Here is a 22,133-nt window from a genome sequence, read left to right as displayed (position 1 = left end):
TGATGCCGCATGCGGTTTTTCGAGGGGGGCTTCATGCCGATGCTGCCGCGTGCCGTTTTGTTCAGCTGTATTCTTGCCGTTTTCTCGGGCGTCCAGGCGCTGGCGCAGGGTGCGCCGCCGGCTCCGCCCGTTACGGTTGCCAAGCCCATCGTTCGCGATGTTGTCGACAGCGACGAGTTCATCGGGCGCTTCCAGGCGGTCGATGAAGTTTCCGTGCGCTCGCGGGTCGGCGGCTATCTGCAGGAAGTGCATTTCAAGGATGGCGCCATGGTCAAGCAGGGCGATCTGCTTTTCGTTATCGACCAGCGGCCATTCGTGACCGCACTGAACGAAGCGACGGCCTCGCTGGAAGTCGCGAAGTCGTCGCTGACGCTCGCCGATGCACAATTCAAGCGCGCGCAATCGCTGTCGACAACGGGTAGCCAGTCGGCGTCAACCCTCGACGACCGCCGCCGCGATCTCGTTTCCGCCGAAGCGAATGTGCGTGGTGCGCAGGCCGCTGTCGATCGCGCCAATCTCGACATGGATTTCACCAAGATCACTGCACCGCTCAGCGGCCGCATCGACCGCCGGCTGATTTCCGTCGGCAATCTCGTGCAGGCCGACCAGACCGTGCTGACGACCATCGTGTCGCTCGACCCCATCGATTTCTATTTCGACGTCGACGAGCGCCGGCTGCTCTCCTATGCCGATGAGGCTCGTAAGAACGGCAGTGCCCTGCAGCAGGGCGGCGGCGGGCTGGATGTGACCGTGACCATCGCCAATTCCCGCCAGAAGCCGTTCAAGGGCAAGCTCGATTTCGCCGAAAACCGCGTCGACAACGAAACCGGCACGATCCGTGTCCGCGCCCGCTTCCCGAACCCTGATCTCATCCTGCAGCCCGGCCTGTTCGGACGCGTTCAGGTGCAAGGCTCGAACAGCTACAAGGCGATCCTGATCCCCGACGAAGCTATCGGCTCGGACCAGAATCAGCGCGTCGTCTATGTCGCCGATACCGCCGGCAATATCACGCCGAAGCCGGTGCGCCTCGGGCCGAAGCTCTATGGCTATCGCGTCATCCGTGACGGCATGACCGGCGACGAGACGATCGTCGTCAACGGGCTGATGCGGATCCGGCCCGGCGCCAAGGTGACACCGCAGCTGATCGAGCTGCCGCAGCAGGCGACGAACGACGAGCCGCCGGCCCAGGCCGATGCACAGGGGACCAGCCAATGAGGTTTTCCCACTTCTTCGTCGATCGGCCGATTTTCGCATCGGTCCTCTCCATCGTGCTGCTGATCGTCGGCGGCATCGCCTATTTCCAATTGCCGGTAGCGCAGTATCCCGAGGTTGCGCCTCCCACCATCGTCATTCGCACCTCCTATCCCGGCGCCGACGCACAGACTATCGCCGATACGGTGGCGACACCGATCGAGCAGGAGGTCAACGGCGTCGAGGACATGCTCTACATGTCCTCCTATTCCAGTGCCGACGGCTCCATGTCGCTGACGGTCACCTTCAAGCTCGGCACCGATCTCGACAAGGCGCAGGTGCTGGTGCAGAACCGCGTCGCCATCGCCGAGCCGCGCCTGCCCGACGACGTCCGCCGCATCGGCATTACGACGGTCAAGAGCTCGCCCGATCTGATGATGGTCGTGCATCTCCTCTCGCCGAACAATCGCTACGACCAGCTCTACATTTCCAACTATGCGCGTACGCGCATCCGCGACATTCTTGTCCGTCTGGACGGTGTCGGCGACGTGCAGCTCTTCGGCGAGCGGCAATATTCGCTGCGCATCTGGCTGGATCCGGAAAAGCTTGCCGCTTACGGCATGACTGCCGGCGATATCGTGCAGGCGCTGCGCGATCAGAACGTGCAGGTGTCGGGCGGCGCGATCGGCGGGCCGCCGGTTTCGGGCACCAACGCCTTCCAATACACCGTCACGACCCAGGGGCGCTTTTCCGACGCACGGCAATTCCGCTACGTCATCGTCAAGGCAACCGGCAACGGTCGTCTCGTGCAGTTGCAGGATGTTGCGCGCATCGAGCTCGGCGCTCAGGATTACGTCACCAACAGCTATCTGAACGGCAGCCCGGCGGTGGCGCTCGGCGTCTTTGCCCGGCCCGGTACCAATGCGCTCGCCGCCGCCGCCGATATCCAGAAGACCATGGAGGACTTGTCGCAGGATTTTCCGCAGGGGCTGGAATACCGCATCATCTACAACCCGACGGAGTTCATCGCCGAGTCGATCCACGAGGTCTACAAGACGATCTTCGAGGCGGCGGTTCTCGTCGCCATCGTTGTGCTGGTTTTCCTGCAATCCTGGCGAACGGCGATCATTCCGATTGTCGCAATCCCCGTTTCGCTAATCGGCACTTTCGCCTTCCTGCTCGCCTTCGGCTTCTCGCTGAACATGCTGACACTGTTCGGCCTGGTGCTCGCCATCGGTATCGTCGTCGACGATGCGATCGTGGTGGTGGAGAATGTCGAGCGCAACCTCGCACTCGGCATGACGCCGAAAGAGGCGTCACATGTGACGATGAACGAGGTCGGTACGGCCGTGCTCGCAATCTCGCTGGTGCTGATTGCGGTCTTCGTGCCGACAGCCTTCATTCCCGGCATTTCCGGGCAGTTCTACCGGCAGTTCGCGGTGACGATCTCGGTCGCGACGGCGATTTCCTGTCTGAACTCGCTGACGCTCTCGCCGGCGATCGCCGCGATTGTCCTTCGTCCGCACAGCCACGAGAAATCCAACAATATCTTCGCGCGCTTCGGCCGTGCCCTGGGTGACGGGTTCAACCGGGGTTTCGAGCGAATGAGCCGCGGCTATTCCTGGATCGTCCGTCACCTCGTCACGACGTGGGCGGCTCTCGCCTGCGCGCTTCTCGTCTTTGCCGGTCTGTTGGCCGGCACATGGTATATGGGTCGAATCGTGCCGCAGGGCTTCGTTCCCACCATGGACCAGGGCTATGCCATCGTCGTCGTGCAGCTACCGGACGGCGCCTCGCTGGCCCGTACCAACGCCGTCATCCAGAAGGCGACCGATATCATCAACAAGACGCCCGGCATCGCCAATGCGGTCGCCTTTGCCGGCTTTAACGGTGCAACCTTCACCAATGCCTCGAATTCGGGTGTCATCTTCACGCCGTTCAAGCCATTTGAGGAGCGGTTGAAGAGCGGCGACACGGCCACCAAGATCATCGGCCAGCTCTTCGGCAGCCTGCAGGGCATCGAGGAGGCTTTCATCATCGCCATTCCGCCGCCGTCGATCCGTGGCATCGGCAATTCCGGCGGCTTCAAGATGCAGATCATGGACCGGGAAAATGCTGACATGCGCCGCATCCTGCCGCTCGCCTATCAGATGATGGGCGTTGCCGCGCAGAATAAGGGCGTCAGCGGCGTCTTCACCACCTTCTCGGCCAACAGCCCGCAATATTTCCTGGCGATCGACCGCGACAAGGCGCGGGCGCTCAATGTGCCGATCCCGAATATCTTCGAGACGCTGTCGATCAATCTCGGCACATCCTATGTCAACGACTTCAACGCCTTCGGCCGCGTTTATCAGGTGCGGGCGCAGGCCGATCAGCAATATCGCATGGACCGTGAGGATATTCTGGCGCTGAAGGTGCGCTCGGCGACCGGAGCGCTCGTGCCGCTCGGTACGCTGGTCGATATCCGGGATACGACCGGGCCGACGCTGGTGCAGCGCTATAACATGTATGTCTCGGTTCCCGTGCAGGGCAATCCGGGGCCGGGCGTCTCCACCGGCTCGGCCCTCGACATCATGGAAGGGATAGCAAAGAACCTCCTGCCTTCGGGCACGACCTTCGAATGGACAGAGCTTGCCTATCAGGAAAAGCATACCGGCAATACCGCGATCTATATCTTCGCCCTGTCGGTCATCTTCGTCTTCCTGGCGCTGTCGGCACAATATGAAAGCTGGATCCTGCCGCTTGCGATTATTCTCATCGTGCCCCTGGCGGTTCTGGCGGCGCTGATCGGCGTGCATCTGAGGGGGATGGACAACAATATCCTCACGCAGATCGGGCTTATCGTGCTGATAGGCCTTGCGGCCAAGAACGCGATCCTGATCGTGGAGTTTGCCCGACAAGCGCAGGCTGAGGGAAAGAGCGCCGTCGAGGCGGCCATCGAGGCCAGCCACCTGCGTCTGCGTCCGATCCTGATGACGGCCTTCGCCTTCATCTTCGGTGTCGTGCCGCTGATGATCGCAACTGGTCCGGGCGCGGAAATGCGGCAATCGCTCGGCACCGCCGTCTTTTCCGGCATGCTCGGCGTGACGCTGTTCGGCCTTTTCCTGACGCCGGTTTTCTATGTCGTCCTGCGCCGGCGGCGCAAGCAGGCGGAAGCCGCGCAGGAGCCTTCGGCCACCGATGCTGCGGCACAATGATGCCTGACGAAGCGGCTGGGTGTTTCACGGGAAACGCTCAGCCTCCCTATCCCATTGTTTTTTCGGGGTTTCAGATAGGAAGCTGCCAAGAGCTTTCCGGTAGCACCTGAGAGCGGTTCAGTTTTTCACTGAGTCAGAGCCGCTCTATCTCTTTGTTTTCACGCAATCCCGGACGGAAAGCCGCTGCGCACGTTCCTGGAATCGCTTTAGAGATGCGGGTTGCGAGGCCGGTATTTCCTGACCAGCTGCTGGTTGGTTTCCTTGGCGCCCGGCATGTTGGCGCTGAGGTAGACGGGGGGATTGCCATCCTTGCAGAGTTCGGCAGCGACATCGGCGAAGATGGCGTTCAGCACCGTGGCGCCGACGGCTGTCGAGGCCGGCCCGACCTTCAGCTCCGTGCCCGGCAGCTCGATCATGGCATCGCCCGGCGGCAAGCCGTTGTCCAGCACGATATCGGCGATATCAGCCAGTCTCCGGCGTCCATTGGCGATGGCGGCCGAATAAGCGAGCGATGTGATGGCGATGACTGTCGCGCCGATTTCGCGGCCATAGTCGGCGGCCTCGATCGGCGCGGCGTTGACACCGGAATTGGAGGCGATGACCAGCACGTCGCCCGGCTGCATGCCATAGCGTTCGAAGACCGGGCGGATAAGTCCTTCGGTGCGCTCATAGACCGAGCTGATGACGGCGCCTTCATGCAGCATGGCAGAGCCCACCAGCACGGGGATGGTGAAGGCGAGGCCGCCGGCGCGATAATGTACCTCCTCGGCCAGCATGTGCGAGTGGCCGGTGCCGAAGACATAGACGCGGCGATCGGCGCGTGCGGCCGCGCAAATGGCGGCCGAAGCCCTGGACATAGGCTCGGCCAGCGTTTCACGCAAGGTTTCCAGCCGGCCGATGAGGGCGGTGAAATAGCTGTCCGTGACTGCGGTCATGCCGAGCCTCCTTTTCAAATTTTAGGCCGAAGGCTGGCCGGAGATCCATGTTTCGGTGACTTCGATGGCGTCGTTGATGTGGACGAGATCGGCGCGGGTTCCCGGCGTCAGATGGCCGCGGTCGGTAAGCCGCAGGAAGCGGGCGGGATAGGACGTCGCCATGCGCAGGGCCTCAGCCAGCGGCAGCTCGAGAATATTGACGCCGTAGCGGATGGTGGAGGCCATATCGACATCGGAGCCCGCCAGCGTGCCGTCATCGAGCGTCAGCTTAGAGCAATAGCCGCCTTTGGTGCGATAGACCGTGCGGCCGTTCAGCGTAAAGCTCGGAAGATCGGTGCCGACGAGCGACATGGCATCCGTGACGAAGAACAGCCGGCCTTCACCGCGCTTTGCACGCAGCGCGACGCGTAGCGCTATCGGATCGACATGATGGCCGTCCGCGATGATGCCGCACCAGGGGGCAGGGTGATCGATCGCCGCACCGACGAGACCGGGTGCGCGATGGCCCATCTGGCTCATGGCGTTGAAAAGATGGGTAACGCCGCGCGCACCGGCATCGAAACGCGCATCGGCGGCCTCCGCCGTGCAATCGCTATGGCCGATGCTGACGATGACGCCGCCTTCGGTGAGTGCCTGCACCTGCCGCTCGGTGACCTGCTCGGCCGCAATCGTCACCAGCAAGGTGCCGATCGCCTCGCGGGCGCGGATGAAGGTCCGGACATCACTGTCTTCGACGGGACGCATCAGCTCGGCAAGATGCGCGCCCTTGCGGGCCGGCGCCAGATGCGGGCCTTCCAGATGCAATCCGGCGACGCCGCGATTGGCTTTCACCGCCTCTATCGCGCCTTCGATCGCTGCCGCGCTCGCGGCCGCGACATCGGTGATCAGCGTCGGCAGTAGCGATGTCGTACCGTAGGGGCGATGTCCTGCGGCGATCATATACATGGAGTCGGCCGAGGGCTCGTCATTCAGCATGCGGCCGCCGCCGCCGTTTACCTGCGCATCGATGAAGCCGGGAGCAAGCACACCGCCGTTCAACGCGATTGTTTCGGCATTGTCGGGCACATCATTGGCACCGGTAATGGCATGGATACGGCCATTACCGATCACCAATGCGCTATCCTCGTGAAACCGGTCGCCATCGAAGATGCGGGCGCCGGTAAAGACCTTGTAATCCATCACATGGTCTCCGTTACCTTGAGAAGATTAGCCGGCTTGTCCGGATCGAAACCCTTGCGACGTGTCACCGACTCTATGAGGCGATAGTAGCACAGCAGCGATACCAGCGGATCGAGCAGGCCGTTACCCGTTGTCGGCATGCGCAGGTTGATGCCGGCAAGCGGTGCGGTCGAGAAGGAGACGGCGGTGGCGCCGAGCTTCTGCAGGCGTTCGAGCGCCTGTGCATTGTTGGCAAAGGCAGCATCGTCGGGCGAGAAGGCGACGATCGGGAATCCCGGCTGCACGAGGCGCATCGGGCCGTGCATGAGTTCGGCCAGCGAGAAGGCTTCGGCGTGCAGGCCGGCGGTTTCCTTGGCCTTCAGAGCTGCTTCCAGTGCGATGGCGAAGGCGGGGCCGCGCCCGCCGGTATAGAGCGAGGAGGCATTGAAAAGCACATCCTCCGCCGCCTTGCCGTCGATGCCCGAGGTGGCGGCAAGCGCTTCCGGCAGTTTGGCAAGGCCATCAACAAGCGCCTTATCCTGCGAAATCGTCGCCGTCACGCCAGCAAGGGCGGCAACAGAGGCGATGAAGGATTTTGTCGCAGCGACGCTCTGTTCCTTGCCAGCATTGAGGCCGAGCACGATGTCGGCTTCCTTGGCGAGCGGGCTGTCGGTGACGTTGACCACGGCGATCGTGGTGGCGCCACCCTTCTTGGCAGCGGCCTGCAGGGCGATGATGTCGGGGCTGCCGCCGGACTGGGAGACGGTGAAGTGGATGCCGCCCTTCAGATGCAGCGGTGCGCCATAGACGGAGGCGATCGATGGGCCGACGGAGGCGACCGGGATGCCGCAGGAGATTTCGAAGAGATATTTGAAGAAAGTAGCGGCATGGTCGGAAGAGCCGCGCGCGGCCGTCGTGATCAGCGATGGACGACCGGTCGAGAAGAGCTTTGCGATCTCGGCGAAAGCGGGTTTTTCCTTTTCAAGCAGCGTCGCAACCACCTCGGGCGATTGGCTGGCTTCCGTCAGCATCAGGGATTGGGTCTCGCTCATAGGTCATCTCCAATTCTCAATTCAGCAACAAAATCATAGGCATCGCCGCGATAATGCGAGCGGGTATATTCAACGACGCGCTGGTCGGCCAGGCGGGAGACGCGTTCGATCAGAAGCGCCGGCGCGCCGGCCTTCACGGTCAGGATCGAGGCGGAGGTCGGGTCGAGCGTCACAGCGGTCAGCCTTTGCTGGGCACGCACCGGCTTGAAACCCTTGGCAGCAAGGGCGTCATATAGCGATCCTTCGGATATGGCATTTTCGCCCAGAAACTTGATGGGAACGACGGCGCGCTCGATGGCGAGTGGCTGGCCATCCGCCAGGCGCAGTCGGTCGAGCCGCAACACGGGCTCATCAAGGCTGAGGCCGAGCAGGAACGATTCCTCCGGCGCCGGTGCGCTGACGGTGCGTGACAGGATGCGTGCCGCCGGTTCGCGGCCGCGCGAGCGCATGTCGGCGGAGAAGGAGGAGAGGCGCCAGAGCGGTTGCTCGATGCGCTCGACATGCTGCGAGACGAAGGTACCGCTGCCGTGGCGGGATTCGATGACACCCGAGGCGAGGAGATCGCGATAGGCGGTACGCACCGTGACGCGGCCGATTTCCAACGCTCCGGCTAAGTCTCGCTCGCCCGGCAACGCCGTGCCCGGCTTCAGCAAACCTTCCTGGATGAGGCCGGTCAGCGCCTGCGCCAGGCGCTTGTAAAGCGGTCCGCTCGCGGTCTCGTCGCTCAAACCGCGATTGTTCAATTCAAGGATCAAACTGGTTCTATCCATAGTGTCTATATAGAACCTATTTAGAACCAATTCACAAGGTGAATCTGGTCGCATCGCAAAAAAGAATCGGCCGGGCGCTTTGGACGCCCGGCCGAAATTTAGGAAAGCCGGCGTTCCCAGCTCAGTTCTTGGTGAAGATGTAATCCGTTTCCTGCCGCAATACCTCGCCCGGGCGGAGCACGGCATTGGGGAAGCCTTGGTGGTTGATCGCGTCGGGCCAGACTTGCGTTTCCAGGCAGAAACCGGCAAACGGGCCGATCTTGCGGCCGTCATGGCCGGGAACCGGCACGTCCAGCTTGAAACCGGTATAAAACTGCACGCCGGGCTCGGTGGTGCGCACCTCGAGCGAGACGCCGGAATTGACGCTGCGGGCAAGGACCACGGACCGCTTGGCGGTACGCTCGGGCGAGAGGCAGAAATTGTGGTCGTAAAGCGCCTGCTCGCTTCCTTCGAAGCGCTTCATCGGCGCCATCTCGCGGAAATCGAAGACAGAGCCTTCGACGGAGCGGATCTCGCCGGTCGGCACCTGCTTGTCATCGGTCGGTGTGTAGTGATCGGCGGCGATCATGATGTCGTGGCCGAGGGCATCGTCGCGGCCGTCGAGATTGAAATAGGCGTGCTGGCAGACATTGGCGAGCGTCGGCTGGTCGGTTGTGGATTCGTAGGTGACCGACAATTCGCCGTTGCCATGGACCCAATAGGTCGCCTGTATCGTGCAATTGCCGGGATAGCCGGCGCGGCCATCGGGATCGACGATCTTCAGGACGACGCGGTCGGTACTATGCTCGACGATGGTCCAGTTGCGCTTGGCGATATTGTCCTTGCCGCCGTGCAGGTGGGTGACGCCCTTTTCGTTGAGCTCCAGCTGATACTGCTTACCATCAAGCGTGAAGCGACCGGCGCCGATGCGGTTGGCGCAGCGGCCGGGCGTGGCGCCGAAATAGGAGGAATGGAGGGGATAATCGGCAAAATTGTCGAAGCCGAGCAGGAGCGCCGGCTCATGGCCATCAAGGCGAAGGTCCTGGATGACCGCGCCCCATGACATGATATGGGCCGTCAGGCCGCCACCGACGATCTTGACGCGATAGACGGTATCCCCATCCGCCGTCATCCCAAAATGTTCCCGCTGCAAAGTGCTTTCCGTCATATCAGCTCATCCATTGCTTTTGAGTATGTGAGGCCAGACCCTGCCTCCATTCGCGCCGTTCCGCAACCAGTTCGATGGCGAAATTTAGAGGTAAGCAGAGGGGGATCAAGGCTCCGTCCGGCTTTCTTTCGAGACGCACGCTGCGCCGGAAGTATGCAATGCCTGTGACAGAGCGGGCGGTTTCTGTAACGGCTCCTCACCCTAACCCTCTCCCCGCTTGCGGCAGGGGTATCGCATATGAGCGGAGATCGCCGCTGTCCCCCTTCTCCCCAGCGGGGAGAAGGTGCCGCCAGGCGGATGAGGGGGTGCCCGCCAAGACCACAAAAATCCATGAATTCAAATCGATAACCCCCTCATCCGACCCTTCGGGCCACCTTCTCCCCGTCAAAACGGGGAGAGGGCCGGGGTGAGGGGCTAAGCGCGGAGGAAGCTTGATGTTAGCGCGACAATTCCCTTGTCGCCTTCTCCAGCCCGCCAAGCGTCAGGGCGTACATGCGGTCGCTCATCAGACGGCGGATGATTGAGATCGAGGTGGTATGGCCCCAATAGCTTTCCGGCACGGGGTTGATCCAGATGCATTTGCGGAAATGGCCGGTCATGCGGGCGATCCAGACCTCACCCGCTTCCTTGTTCCAATGCTCCACCGAGCCTCCGGCTTGGGTGATCTCATAGGGGCTCATGGAGGCATCGCCGACGAAAACCACGCGGTAGTCGGCGCCGAAGGTGCGGATGAGGTCGGTCGTTGCCGTGATGTCGACGCGCCGCCGGCGATTGTCCTTCCACACGCCCTCGTAGAGGCAATTGTGGAAGTAGAAATACTCCATGTGGCGAAACTCCGCGCGGGCGGCGGAGAAGAGTTCCTCCACGACGCGGATATGGTCGTCCATCGAGCCGCCGACATCGAAGAACATCAGAAGCTTGACGGCGTTGCGGCGTTCCGGCCGTGTCTGGACATCGAGATAGCCATGCTCCGCGGTGGAGCGGATGGTGCCGGAGAGGTCCAATTCCTCGGCCGCTCCTTCGCGCACCCAGCGGCGCAGGCGTTTCAGCGCCACCTTGATGTTGCGGGTGCCGAGTGCAACGCCGTCGTCGAGATTCTGGAAGTCGCGCCGATCCCAGACCTTGACCGCCCGGCGATGGCGCGAGGTTTCCTGGCCGATGCGCACGCCTTCCGGATTGTAGCCGTAGGCGCCGAAGGGCGAGGTGCCTGATGTGCCGATCCATTTGGAGCCGCCCTGATGCCGGCCCCTCTGCTCGGCCAGGCGCTCGCGCAGCGTCTGCATCAGCTTGTCGAAGCCGCCGATTGCCTCGATCTGCCGTCTTTCCTCTTCGGTCAGATGCCGCTCGGCAAGCTTGCGCAGCCATTCCTCGGGAATGGCGGTCGGCTCCACCGCTTCTCCATCGGCATTGCCGCCGATCGCCTCGACGCCGCGGAAATAGTCGGCGAAGATCTGGTCGAAGCGGTCGATGAAGCGCTCGTCCTTGATCAGCGTCGCGCGGGCCAGATAGTAGAAGGCCTCGACGTCGTAATCGGCAATCCCTTCTTCCATTCCCTCGAGCAGCGACAGGAATTCCCGGAGCGTCACCGGCACCTTCGCTTCCTTGAGTTTCAGGAAGAAGGGAATGAACAAGCCTCAAGTCCTTTCCTGGCCGATCTCCTCCAGATCATACGGCGTGGTCTGATAGATCTCGTTGATCCAGTTGCCGAAGAACAGGTGCGCATGGCTGCGCCACCGGTTTTGCGGAGGAATTTCCGGATCGTTATGCGGGAAGTAGTTGTGCGGCATCTTGATCGGCACGCCCGCATTCACATCCCGGAAATACTCGTCCGCCAGCGACGTGGAATCATACTCCACGTGATTGAACATGTAGAGCCGGTTGCAAGCCTGTTCGTGCACGAGACAGACGCCCATCTCGCTCGAGTCCATCAGTATTTCCAGTCCAGGCACTTTTTCGATGTCGGCGCGGCGCACTTCCGTCCAGCGAGACACCGGAATGGCGAAATCGTCGGAGAAGCCGTTGAGATAGACCGAGGAGGGCTTCAGGTTCTGGTGGCGATAGACGCCAAAAGCCTTTTCCGTCAGCGTATATTTCGGGACCTTGTGGAAATGGTAGATCGCCGCCATGGCGCCCCAGCAGACGTTCATCGTCGAATGGACGTTGGTGGCCGTCCAGTCCAATATCTCCTGCATCTCGTTCCAGTAGGTGACGTCCTCATATTCCAGCAGCTCGATCGGCGCGCCGGTTATGATGAAGCCGTCGAACTTACGGTGCTTCACTTCTTCCCACGTCTCGTAGAAAGCGAGCAGATGCTCCTGCGAGGTGTTCTTGGCCTTGTGGCCGCCAACGCGCACCAGCGAAAACTCCACCTGCAGCGGCGATGCGCCGACGAGGCGCGCCATCTGGATCTCGGTCTTGATCTTATTCGGCATGAGGTTGAGAAGCCCGATCTGAAGGGGGCGGATATCCTGTCGGAACGCCACCGTTTCGGTCATCACCCGCACACCCTCGTTCTGGAGGGTTTCAAACGCGGGGAGCGTATCGGGAATCTTGATGGGCATCGTTTCACTCGCCAAATACAAAAAAACCGGCCGCGATCATGAATCGCTACCGGTCCGCACGCGGCCCTTTAGCGACTTATTTAACGTGGCTGCAAGCCGGCCGGCCAAATCACCACGAGGGGAATTTCATAAACCTGTCATTCCGGCGGGTCAATGGGGCAAGCGCCGGGGAAAGTCCGGGGCTGAGCTCGGAGGCGCGATGTGGCCTACAGATATTCAAGGAGGGCTTCCATGCCGTAACCCAGGCGATGCCTGGCAGCTTCGATCGGTAGCCAGAAGAAGCGGAAGCCGATCGGGTCGCCACCGTCGAAAGGCGTCATTTCGTAGTGAAGCCAAGTGGCAGGTGCTCGTTCGGAGATATGGCAGCGGAAATAGTGCCGTTGGTGATGGTAATCGCGGCCGTTCTTTTCGAAATGGTAGTCGTGAACGCCCAGCGAATAGAGTTCGTGTGGCGCAAAACCGGTCTCCTCCTCGAATTCGCGCGCCGCGGCCGCTACAATGTCCTCACCGGATTCGACCGTGCCGCCAGGAACCTGGATCTGGACAGTGGGAAAATCTGGCTCATCGAAGACAAGCAGATGCCCATCCCGAACGGCATAGATCAAGACCTTGACGGCATCCGGCCGCATCACTTCCCTTGCCCTCGCGCCATGAAGGCCAGCCGTTCGAAAAGGTGCACATCCTGCTCGTTCTTCAGCAGTGCGCCATGCAGTTTCGGCAACGCGTTCTTCGCATCGGCGCGCAGCGTTTCGGGATCGATATCGTCTGCGACCAGCAGGCGAATCCAGTCAAGCGCTTCGGAGGTCGATGGCTTCTTTTTAAGGCCCGGCACGTCGCGGATTTCGAAGAATTGCGTCAGTGCCGCGTGAACGAGCGCCTGCTTGATGCCGGGATAATGTACCTCGACGCTGCGCGTCAGCGTCCCCATGTCGGGAAAGCGGATATAGTGGAAGAAACAGCGGCGCAGGAAGGCGTCCGGCAGTTCTTTCTCGTTGTTCGAGGTGATGATGACGATCGGGCGGATCGCGGCCCGGATCGTCTCCCCGGTCTCGTAGACATGGAATTCCATGCGGTCGAGTTCCTGCAGGAGATCGTTCGGGAATTCGATATCGGCTTTGTCGATCTCGTCGATCAGCAGCACGCACTTCTTCGGCGAGGTGAAGGCCTGCCAGAGCTTGCCTTGGCGGATATAATTCCTGACATCATGAACTCTGACGTCGCCGAGCTGGCTGTCACGCAGACGTGAAACCGCATCATATTCGTAGAGACCTTGCTGGGCCTTCGTCGTCGATTTGACATTCCACTCGATAAGATCGAGGTCGAGCGCGGCCGCCACCTGGCGTGCAAGTTCGGTCTTGCCCGTACCGGGTTCGCCCTTTACGAGAAGCGGACGCTCCAGTCTTATGGCGGCATTGACGGCGACCATCAGATCCTTGTCGGCGATATAGTCGGCGGTTCCCTGAAATTGCATCGGAAGGCTTTCTCAATCTTTCGAGCGCAAGCTAGTTGCTGGCCTTATTCGGTTCAAGACGCGAAACCGTGTATATAGGAATGTGATCCCACCGATCTATTGCAAGGGTGGACATGAGGGCGGCTCATGATTAACTGACGGGACGCGTGGCAGGGAAGTGCTGATGGCAGTTGATACGCAAGCCAAGCCGAATGTGCAGGGGAACGAACAGGTCGGATACGATTTGAGCCTCTTCTTTCGGTTGAGGATGATGTTTTCCGCGTTCTGGAATTCGCCGGTCCGCATCAAGCTCATTTTTCTTGTCGTCGCGCTTTTCGCAATCATCCTGGTTACGGCCTATGTCCAGGTGCTGCTCAACAATTGGAACGCGCCTTTTTACGATTCGCTGGCGAGACGCGACATTTCCGCCTTCTTCCATCAGCTCGGCGTCTTCGGAATTATCGCAGGATCGCTTCTGGTCCTCAACGTTATCCAGGCCTGGCTCAATCAGATGACCGCGCTCTATATGCGCGAAGGCCTGGCGCGTGATCTCGTCAATCAATGGCTGCAGGCCAAGCGCGCGCTTCGGCTTGCCTCTTCCGGACTGATCGGCGTCAATCCCGACCAGCGCCTGCATGAAGATGCCCGCAATCTCGCGGAAAGCACGACGGGGCTTGCCATCGGCCTGGTGCAGGCGACAATCCTGCTGCTCAGCTTCATCGGCGTGCTCTGGGAGCTTTCCAGCGGCATGGTATTCAAGGTCAATGGCATGAATTTTGCCATCCCTGGCTACATGGTCTGGGCGGCGATCCTCTATGCCGGATCGGCATCGTTCCTCAGCCAATTCGTCGGTCGCCGCCTCGTGCGACTGAATGCGGATCGCTATTCGAAAGAGGCCGAACTGCGCTTTGCGCTCATGCATGCCAACGAGCATATGCCGGCGATCACGATTGCCGGCGGCGAGGAGAATGAGCGCCGCCGGATCAATCTCGACATATCGGCCGTGCTTGCCGTCATCCGTCAGCTTGCCATAGCCAATACCAATCTCACCTGGGTTTCGGCCGGCTACGGCTGGCTGGTGCTGATCATTCCGATCCTCGTTGCCGCGCCCGCCTATTTCTCCGGCGGCCTGACCTTCGGTCAGCTTATGGTGGCGGTCGGCGCCTTCAATCAGGTCAATTCGGCACTGCGCTGGTATGTCGCCAATTTTGGCCCGATCGCCGAATGGCGCGCCACGCTGATGCGTGTGACCGATTTCCGCAAGGCGCTGACGGAGATGGACGACAAGACGCCGATGCCGCACACCCTCGTCTTTGAGAAGGCGGCACCGGGAACGATGGTTTGGACCGACCTGGAAATTTCGACGAAGACCAGCGACGAGGCGACCGAAAACGGCTTCCGGATCGCAGAGGGTACGGTCACGATCAATGCCGGCGAGCATGTGATGATCAACGGCGATCACGGCGTGAACCGCAGGCTGCTGTTCGAGGTGCTGGCGCATCAATGGTATAGTGGTTCCGGCACGGTCAGCCTGCCGCCGATGGACGACATGCTGTTCGTTCCGCACACGCCCTATGTGCCGACCGGCACTCTCAGGGAGGCAATCTGTTTTCCGGACGATCGGGACGCCTATGACGATGCCGCCGTCGATGCCGTCATCGACAAGGTAGGGCTTGGCCGTCTGAAGAGCCGTCTCGATACGCAGGCTCGCTGGGATCGATTGCTCGATACCGAAGAGCAGAAAGCCGTCGGTTTTGCGCATTTGCTGCTCGCAAAGCCGAAATGGATCGTCTTCGACGATGCCATGGAAGGGCTGGAGGCCGAAGTTCAGGCGAAGGCCTTTGCTCTGCTCACCGAACTGGAAGGTGCGACCCTGATCTACATCGGACGCTCCGATGCCTTCATGCATTCCATGTCGCCGCGCGTCCTGCATCTACAGGCCCTGGCTCCGCATGAGCACAGCACCGAGATGCAAACGCCTCCTGAAACCGCCAATGCTATGCAGGCGGATGAGAAAAAGGTCAGTGCTCCGTAAGGCGGTGGGATACGTCTTTGTGTAGCCCTTCTGCTTCAACCGCCCAAAACGCAAAACGCCCCGTCACCAGGACGAGGCGTTCTTCATGCAAGCAGTGGCCGAGGCTCAGTCCTTGGCGCGCTCGACGTAGGAATTGTCTTCCGTTGCGATGACGACACGGGTGCCGGCGTTGATGTGCGGCGGAACCATGGTGCGCACGCCGTTCGAGAGCATGGCCGGCTTGTAGGACGAGGATGCCGTCTGGCCCTTGACGACCGGCTCGGTCTCGGTGATCTCGAGCGTGACATGGCGTGGCAGTTCGAGCGCCAGCGGAACGCCTTCGTGGATCGACAGGATGCAGGTCATGCCTTCCTGGAGGTAGGCCTTCTGGTCGCCCATGGTTTCGGCATCGACGACGACCTGGTCGTAGGTGGCCGGGTTCATGAAGTGGAAGCCTTCGCCGTCTTCATAGAGGTACTGGAAGTTCACGTCTTCCACGAAGGCGCGCTCGACCTGCTCGGTAGTGCGCCAGCGCTCGGAGACCTTCACGCCGTCGACGATGCGGCGCATGTCGACCTGGGTGACCGGCGTACCCTTGCCTGGATGAAAGTTCTGTGCGGTGAGAACGACGTAGAGCTTGCCGTCGACGTCGAGAACGTTGCCCTTGCGGACCGAAGAGGCGATGACCTTGACCATAAGACTTCCTTGTAACGCTGCCTTTTGCGTCGTAGAGGGACTGTCGAAATGCTCTCCGAGACGCAGCTTTTGTTTGCTTGGGGGCGCAACTACCCTAAATCAACGGAAATAGCCACCCCCAAGGCGGCCGGTGCCCTGAAGAAAGCTAGGAATGAAGCCAAAGACGAGCAAGGCGTCCCCCTGGTGGACCCGCAATGTCCATGCGGACCGACGGCCGTTCCTGATCGGCCGCAATGCCATCCAGGCGGCGTTGCGGACTTTCTTCGCGCGCAACGACTTCATCGAGGTGGATACGGCGACGCTGCAGGTATCGCCCGGCAACGAGGCTCATCTGCATGCTTTCGAGACCGAGGCGCTGACGACCGACGGCAAGGCATCGCCTCTTTATCTGCATACATCACCCGAATTTGCCTGCAAGAAGCTGCTTGCGGCGGGTGAGGAGCGCATCGCCTGCTTTGCCCATGTCTATCGCAATCGCGAGCGTGGGCCGCTGCACCATCCGGAATTCACCATGCTGGAATGGTATCGGGCAGGAGAGAGCTACGAAATCCTGATGGGGGATTGTGCCGCGCTGCTGGAGCTGGCAGCCGAGACGGTCGGGGCGAAGAAACTCAGCTATCGCGGCGCGGAGATCGATCCATTTCTCCCGCCCGAGCGCATCAGCGTCGCGGCCGCCTTCGAACGATATGCCGGTATCGATCTCTTCGCCTCCATCGGTCTCGACGGATCGACGGATCGCGAGCGCCTGGCGGCGGATATGCGCAAGGCGGGCATTCGCGTTGCCGACGACGATCTGTGGCAGGATCTTTTCAGCCGCGTATTGGTGGAGAAGATCGAGCCGAATCTGGGCTTCGGACGCGCCACCATTCTCGACGAATATCCCGTTTCCGAGGCGGCGCTTGCGCGGCCATCGGCCAGGGATCATCGCGTTGCCGAGCGTTTCGAGCTCTATGCCTGCGGCGTCGAGCTGGCCAATGCTTTCGGCGAACTCACCAATGCCGAAGAGCAGCGTCGTCGCTTCGAGATCGAAATGGCGGAAAAGCAGCGTGTCTATGGCGAGACCTATCCGCTGGACGAGGAGTTTCTGGAGGCGCTTGCCGTCATGCCCGAGGCGAGCGGCATCGCGCTGGGCTTCGACCGGCTCGTGATGCTGGCAACCGGCGCCTCACGGATCGAGCAGGTGCTGTGGGCACCGGTCGCGGAGTGTGACGCATGAATGTGATGCGCCCGATCCGGACCATCGGAGAGCTTGAGCGCGCCGGGCTGATCGATGCCGATCAGGCAGCGGCGCTGGAAGCGGTGGCGGAACGCTATGCCGTCGCCCTGACGCCGACCGTCACGCGTCTGATCGACCCCGCAAACCCCGCCGATCCTATTGCCCGGCAGTTCGTGCCGGATGCCGCCGAACTCATCGTTACGCCGGCGGAGCGGGCCGATCCGATCGGCGACCACGCGCACAGCCCCGTCGGGGGCATCGTTCATCGCTATCCGGATCGCGTGTTGCTGAAAGCCGTACATGTCTGCCCGGTCTATTGCCGCTTCTGCTTCCGCCGCGAGATGGTCGGGCCACAGGGGCTCGGCACGCTGGATGGCGAGGGGCTGGGCGGCGCCTTTGCCTATATCCGCGACCATAAGGAGATTTGGGAGGTCATCCTGACCGGTGGCGATCCGCTCATTCTCTCGCCGCGCCGGCTGGAAGAAATTCTCGGGCAGCTTGCCGAGATCGACCATGTGAAGATCGTCCGCTTCCATACCCGCATCCCCGTCGTTGACCCGTCAAGGATCGATGCGGCGCTGATTGCGGCTCTGAAGGCGAGCGGCAAGACCATCTATGTGGCGCTGCATGCCAACCATCCACGCGAGCTGACGGAGGAGGCGCGCGCCGCCTGCGCCCGGCTGGTCGATGCGGGCATCGTGCTGGTCAGTCAGTCGGTTCTCCTCAAGGGCATCAATGACGATCCGGACGTGCTGGCGGCGTTAATGAAGGCTTTTGTGGAGACGCGGGTGAAGCCCTATTACCTGCATCATCCGGACCTTGCGCCGGGAACCAGCCACTTCCGCCTGACGATTGCCGAAGGACAAGCAATCGTCGCGGCGCTACGCGGCCGTATTTCCGGCCTTTGCCAGCCCACTTACATTCTCGATATTCCCGGCGGCTACGGCAAGGCCGACATCGGTCAAAGCGCGGTTCGCGAACTTGGCGAGGGGTGCTATTCGATTTCGGATTATAGAGGTGGTGACCACATCTATCCGCCGGAAGGTTAGCACCCGTCGCGAAGGGTCTCTACTTTTGCTGGCGCTCCGATCGGGATTGTATTTTTAGCGTAAACGTTGTGACGAATTTTGGCACGTTAACCGACTTGGGGTCCGCCGCTTTCCAAAAAGCACCACATCTTTACATTAGATGTGTATAATATTAATGCGCGAGCTGCGATTTAGATGGCTTACGCTTGGTAAATTTCAGTCGGAAAAATCTCGAATATAGCAATTTCCTACCAAGTATAAGTTGTTTTTATTTACCACGTCGCTTAGCGGAATGTTCTATTTTGCCTGTTACTTCTCGGCGAAGGAAAAGACTGCGTAACTGCGGTTATGCTTGCCAATGCCAGAAGGGACTAGACTATGAACAAGACGATTCGCGATTTGTTGGCCAAGTTCGGCGCGCTTCCCGTTGCTATCGATCAGATCGAAGATGACGCTGATCTCTATGCGACGGGGCTGTCTTCTTTCGCTTCCGTACAGCTGATGCTCGGCATCGAGGAAGCCTTCGACATAGAGTTTCCCGACAACCTGCTGAACCGCAAGTCCTTCGCCAGTATCGCCGCGATCGAAAGAACCGTCGGTATGATCCTGGACGGCAGAAAGGTCGCCTGATGACTGCGGCGGTCGCTTTACTCGAGGTTGGGTCGGGCGAAGGAGCGGCGGTGCGCGCCGCCCGCGTCGCAGCGATCGCCAGCCAACACGCCGATGCCGTCGATGCCGAGGGCCGGTTCCCGCGCGAAGCCGTCGACGCGATGCGCGCCGAAAAGCTGCTCTCCATCCAGATCCCCGCCGATCTCGGCGGTGAAGGCGCGTCGGTGACCGAAATCGCCGAGCTCTGCTCGATCCTCGGTCAGGCTTGTGCGGCGAGCGCCATGGTCTTCGCCATGCACCAGATCAAGCTTTCGAGCCTGGTCGAGCACGGCGTCGACAGCGATTGGCACCGCGACTTCATGCGCCGCATCGCCAGGGAACAGTTGCTGCTCGCTTCGGCGACGACCGAAGGCGGGATTGGTGGCAATCTGCGCAACAGCATCTGCGCCATCAAGGTCGAAGGCGATACCTGCACCCTCGAAAAGGATGCGACCGTCATTTCCTACGGCGCCCATGCCGACGCCATCCTGATTACCTCGCGCAGCCATGCCGAGGCGGCGTCTTCCGATCAGGTGCTGACCTGCTTCCTTAGGGATCAATACGAACTCAAGCGCACGGTCGAGTGGAACACGCTCGGCATGCGCGGCACCTGCTCCGACGGCTTCCTGTTCAAGGGCGAGGCGCCGGCCAAGCAGATCCTGCCGAAGCCATTTGCCGAGATCGCCGCGCAATCGATGCTGGCAAGCTCGCACCTGCTCTGGAGCGGTGTGTGGTATGGGATTGCCGCCGATGCGGTTTCGCGCGCACAGGCGTTCGTGCGGGCCGCTGCCCGCAAGTCTCCCGGCGCGCCGCCGCCCGGTGCGCTGCGTCTCGCCGAAGCCTCCAGCATGCTGCAGATGGTGAAATCCAATGTGGTTGCCGGGCTGAAGGCCTATGAGGAGGCGAAACTCGATGCGGACCGCCTGTCGTCGATGGCTTTCGCCGTGGCGATGAACAACGTCAAGATCGCATCCTCGGAGATGATCCTGCCGATCATCAATCACGCGATGCTGATCTGCGGCATCATGGGCTACAAGAACGGTACGCCCTACAGCCTCGGCCGCCACCTGCGCGACGCGCACTCGGCACAATTGATGATCTCGAATGACCGCATTCTCGGCAATACGTCGACCATGCTGCTCGTCCACAAACAAGATACCAGCCTGTTGGGGTAACCGTCATGGATATGCAAACATCGTTTCTCGACCGCCTTTTCGACTCCGGCCTTCTGATCGACACCGGCGTTGATGGTCTCTACGGCCGCAGCGGCCAGTTCGAAGACGTTATTTCCGCTTTCGAGCGGCTGATCGACAAATTCGGCGGCGCCGATGGCGCCGAAGCAATCCGCTTTCCGCCCGGCATGAACCGCGCCTTCTTCGAGACGAGCGGCTACATGAAGAGCTTCCCGCAGCTGGCCGGCACGGTGCACAGCTTCTGCGGCAATGAGCTCGACCATATGAGCCTGCTGAAATGCATGGAAGTCGGCGACGACTGGACGAAAGACCAGCAGGCGACCGATATCGTGCTGACGCCGGCCGCCTGCTATCCGCTCTATCCGACCGTTGCCAAGCGCGGCGCCATTCCGGAAAACGGCGCGCTCTACGACCTGCAGTCCTATTGCTTCCGCCACGAGCCCTCCAAGGACCCGGCCCGCCAGCAGCTCTTCCGCATGCGCGAATATGTCTGCATGGGCAGCGAAAAGCATGTGACGGATTTCCGCCAGAGCTGGATGGACCGTGGTGTCGAGATGATGAAGGCCGTCGGCCTCGACGTGACCATCGATGTCGCCAACGATCCGTTCTTCGGCCGGGCCGGTAAGATGCTCGCCAACAACCAGCGCGACCAGAACCTGAAGTTCGAGCTGCTGATCCCGATCACCTCGACCGCCAAGCCGACCGCCTGCATGAGCTTCAACTACCACCAGGATGCCTTCGGTACGAAGTGGGGCCTGAATTTTGCCGATGGCAGCGTCGTGCATACGGCTTGCGTCGGCTTCGGCCTGGAGCGCATCGCGCTGGCGCTGTTTCACACCCACGGTCTCGACGTCAAGGAATGGCCCGAGAGCGTGCGCAAGGCGCTGTGGGGCTGATCGCACCCATGGCTTCCGTGTTTCAGGGACTGGATCCCGCCGCCTACAAGCCACATGCGCTGCACGACAGCGAGCGCATGTGGCCCGAGACCAACTGCTATATCGATCTCTGGATCGAGGTGCTTTCGAGCCTGAAGCTGCCGCCGGAAGCCATGCTCGGCTTCACGCTGGGCCAAGATTTCGAGGGCGACCAGTTCACCTTCTTCAAGGTGCCGCTCGAGGATCTGGAAGCGCTCTATGGCGTGCGCTGCACCGAGCTTGCGATTTACGACAAGGTTGAGAACCATGTCATCGAGCAGATCGGCCGCGGCCGGCTCTGCCTGGTGGAGATGGATTCCTTCTTCATGCCGGACACGCAGGGCGTCGGCTATCGCCGCGAACACGGCAAGACGACGGTCGCGATCAACCGGCTCGATATGGAAGGCCGCACGCTCGATTATTTCCACAATGGCGGCTTCTTCCAGCTGTCGGGCGATGATTTCGACGGACTGTTCCAGCTGCATCTGACGGATGCGGATCTGCCCTTCCTGCCCTATACGGAATTTGCGAAATTTCCGGAGAAGCTACCGGCTGACGCTGGAATCCGCGAGACGGCACGGCAGCTTCTGTCCTTCCATTTCCGCCGTCGTCCCAAGGCCAATCCGATCCGTGCCTTCGCCGAGGTCTTCCCGGCGCAGGTGGAGGCGATCGCCGAACGGCCTTTCGGCTTCTTCCATAAATATGCGTTCAACACGCTGCGTCAGCTCGGCGCCAATTTCGAACTGGCCGGCAGCCATTTCGATTGGCTCGCGGCCGATTTGGGTAACGCGGCTGGCGAAGCGCGGAAAATTTCCGAGACGGCAAAATCGGTGCAGTTCCAGCTTGCCCGTGCCATCACGCGCAAGAAATTCGAGCCGCTGCGCACGGCGCTTGATCCCGCCGCCGATGCATGGGATTCCATGATGAGCGAACTTGAACGGAAGCTTTGACGGGTTTCCGTTC

General features: G+C 61.0%; 19 protein-coding genes and 1 riboswitch. Of the genes, 9 read left to right on the top strand and 10 right to left on the bottom strand.

Features of this window, described 5'->3' with window-relative positions; translation table 11 throughout:
- Positions 1–39: 39 nt before the first annotated feature.
- Together I8E17_RS15935 and I8E17_RS15930 are read left to right on the top strand one after the other, a co-directional pair.
- Complete coding sequence (locus tag I8E17_RS15935; RefSeq protein ID WP_219511504.1) at positions 40–1,215, top strand: efflux RND transporter periplasmic adaptor subunit; 1,176 nt, start codon at positions 40–42, stop codon at positions 1,213–1,215.
- Positions 1,212–4,388 carry a multidrug efflux RND transporter permease subunit gene (locus I8E17_RS15930; protein ID WP_112724167.1) on the top strand — a complete coding sequence of 1,059 codons (3,177 nt, stop codon included), beginning with the start codon at positions 1,212–1,214 and terminating at the stop codon, positions 4,386–4,388. Before I8E17_RS15935 ends, I8E17_RS15930 begins: the two co-directional genes overlap by 4 nt.
- Positions 4,389–4,594: 206 nt before the next feature.
- Here the strand turns inward: I8E17_RS15930 and I8E17_RS15925 are convergent, their stop codons facing one another.
- From I8E17_RS15925 to I8E17_RS15885, 9 genes are all read right to left on the bottom strand, one after another.
- Complete coding sequence (locus tag I8E17_RS15925) at positions 4,595–5,323, bottom strand: SIS domain-containing protein (protein ID WP_113367198.1); 729 nt, start codon at positions 5,321–5,323, stop codon at positions 4,595–4,597.
- 21 nt (positions 5,324–5,344) lie between these two features.
- Entirely contained in the window at positions 5,345–6,502 is a 1,158-nt protein-coding gene (gene nagA / locus I8E17_RS15920; RefSeq protein WP_113367199.1) for an N-acetylglucosamine-6-phosphate deacetylase, read from the bottom strand.
- The gene (locus I8E17_RS15915) at positions 6,502–7,533 is read right to left on the bottom strand and encodes an SIS domain-containing protein (protein ID WP_113367200.1); all 1,032 of its coding nucleotides are present in this window, start codon (positions 7,531–7,533) and stop codon (positions 6,502–6,504) included. Before I8E17_RS15915 ends, nagA begins: the two co-directional genes overlap by 1 nt.
- Entirely contained in the window at positions 7,530–8,303 is a 774-nt protein-coding gene (locus I8E17_RS15910) for a GntR family transcriptional regulator (RefSeq protein ID WP_219511416.1), read from the bottom strand. Before I8E17_RS15910 ends, I8E17_RS15915 begins: the two co-directional genes overlap by 4 nt.
- Before the next feature lie 121 nt (positions 8,304–8,424).
- Positions 8,425–9,450, bottom strand: coding sequence for an aldose epimerase family protein (locus tag I8E17_RS15905; RefSeq protein WP_113367201.1), 1,026 nt, complete (start codon positions 9,448–9,450; stop codon positions 8,425–8,427).
- 437 nt (positions 9,451–9,887) lie between these two features.
- Complete coding sequence (locus I8E17_RS15900) at positions 9,888–11,081, bottom strand: VWA domain-containing protein (protein WP_113367202.1); 1,194 nt, start codon at positions 11,079–11,081, stop codon at positions 9,888–9,890.
- 3 nt (positions 11,082–11,084) lie between these two features.
- Positions 11,085–12,011: a homoserine O-succinyltransferase gene (gene metA, locus I8E17_RS15895; RefSeq protein WP_069611554.1), complete on the bottom strand. Its 927-nt coding sequence runs from the start codon at positions 12,009–12,011 to the stop codon at positions 11,085–11,087.
- Positions 12,012–12,059: 48 nt separating this feature from the next.
- A riboswitch (SAM riboswitch) is annotated at positions 12,060–12,137 on the bottom strand.
- 80 nt (positions 12,138–12,217) lie between these two features.
- Positions 12,218–12,640, bottom strand: a complete 423-nt coding sequence (locus I8E17_RS15890; protein ID WP_069611555.1) for an NUDIX domain-containing protein — start codon at positions 12,638–12,640, stop codon at positions 12,218–12,220.
- Positions 12,640–13,482 carry a MoxR family ATPase gene (locus I8E17_RS15885; RefSeq protein WP_113367203.1) on the bottom strand — a complete coding sequence of 281 codons (843 nt, stop codon included), beginning with the start codon at positions 13,480–13,482 and terminating at the stop codon, positions 12,640–12,642. The genes I8E17_RS15890 and I8E17_RS15885 overlap by 1 nt, the downstream gene beginning before the upstream one ends.
- A 163-nt stretch (positions 13,483–13,645) precedes the next feature.
- Here I8E17_RS15885 and I8E17_RS15880 point away from each other — a divergent pair, with 163 nt between their 5' ends.
- Positions 13,646–15,496 carry an ABC transporter ATP-binding protein/permease gene (locus I8E17_RS15880; protein ID WP_069611557.1) on the top strand — a complete coding sequence of 617 codons (1,851 nt, stop codon included), beginning with the start codon at positions 13,646–13,648 and terminating at the stop codon, positions 15,494–15,496.
- A 105-nt stretch (positions 15,497–15,601) separates the two neighbouring features.
- Here the strand turns inward: I8E17_RS15880 and efp are convergent, their stop codons facing one another.
- Complete coding sequence (efp, locus tag I8E17_RS15875; RefSeq protein ID WP_069611558.1) at positions 15,602–16,171, bottom strand: elongation factor P; 570 nt, start codon at positions 16,169–16,171, stop codon at positions 15,602–15,604.
- A 151-nt stretch (positions 16,172–16,322) separates the two neighbouring features.
- Between efp and epmA the strand changes: the two genes are divergently transcribed.
- The 6 genes from epmA to I8E17_RS15845 all read left to right on the top strand — a co-directional run bounded on the left by epmA (position 16,323) and on the right by I8E17_RS15845 (position 22,120).
- Complete coding sequence (gene epmA / locus I8E17_RS15870) at positions 16,323–17,387, top strand: EF-P lysine aminoacylase EpmA (RefSeq protein ID WP_112724175.1); 1,065 nt, start codon at positions 16,323–16,325, stop codon at positions 17,385–17,387.
- Positions 17,384–18,436 carry a lysine-2,3-aminomutase-like protein gene (locus I8E17_RS15865; protein ID WP_069611560.1) on the top strand — a complete coding sequence of 351 codons (1,053 nt, stop codon included), beginning with the start codon at positions 17,384–17,386 and terminating at the stop codon, positions 18,434–18,436. Before epmA ends, I8E17_RS15865 begins: the two co-directional genes overlap by 4 nt.
- A gap of 357 nt (positions 18,437–18,793) precedes the next feature.
- On the top strand, positions 18,794–19,045 hold the full coding sequence (locus tag I8E17_RS15860; RefSeq protein ID WP_069611561.1) for an acyl carrier protein: 252 nt from the start codon (positions 18,794–18,796) through the stop codon (positions 19,043–19,045).
- Positions 19,045–20,238, top strand: a complete 1,194-nt coding sequence (locus I8E17_RS15855) for an acyl-CoA dehydrogenase family protein (protein ID WP_069611562.1) — start codon at positions 19,045–19,047, stop codon at positions 20,236–20,238. The genes I8E17_RS15860 and I8E17_RS15855 overlap by 1 nt, the downstream gene beginning before the upstream one ends.
- A 5-nt stretch (positions 20,239–20,243) precedes the next feature.
- A complete protein-coding gene (locus tag I8E17_RS15850) occupies positions 20,244–21,152 on the top strand; it encodes an amino acid--[acyl-carrier-protein] ligase (protein ID WP_069611563.1) in 909 nt (302 codons plus the stop codon).
- An 8-nt stretch (positions 21,153–21,160) separates the two neighbouring features.
- Complete coding sequence (locus tag I8E17_RS15845) at positions 21,161–22,120, top strand: DUF1839 family protein (RefSeq protein WP_112724227.1); 960 nt, start codon at positions 21,161–21,163, stop codon at positions 22,118–22,120.
- Positions 22,121–22,133: the final 13 nt, after the last annotated feature.

Source organism: Rhizobium sp. AB2/73 (assembly GCF_020871915.1).
In the GTDB taxonomy this organism is placed as follows: Bacteria; Pseudomonadota; Alphaproteobacteria; order Rhizobiales; family Rhizobiaceae; genus Rhizobium; species Rhizobium dioscoreae.
Note: the sequence above shows the minus strand (reverse complement) of the source record. Positions and strands in the feature narration are given on the sequence as shown.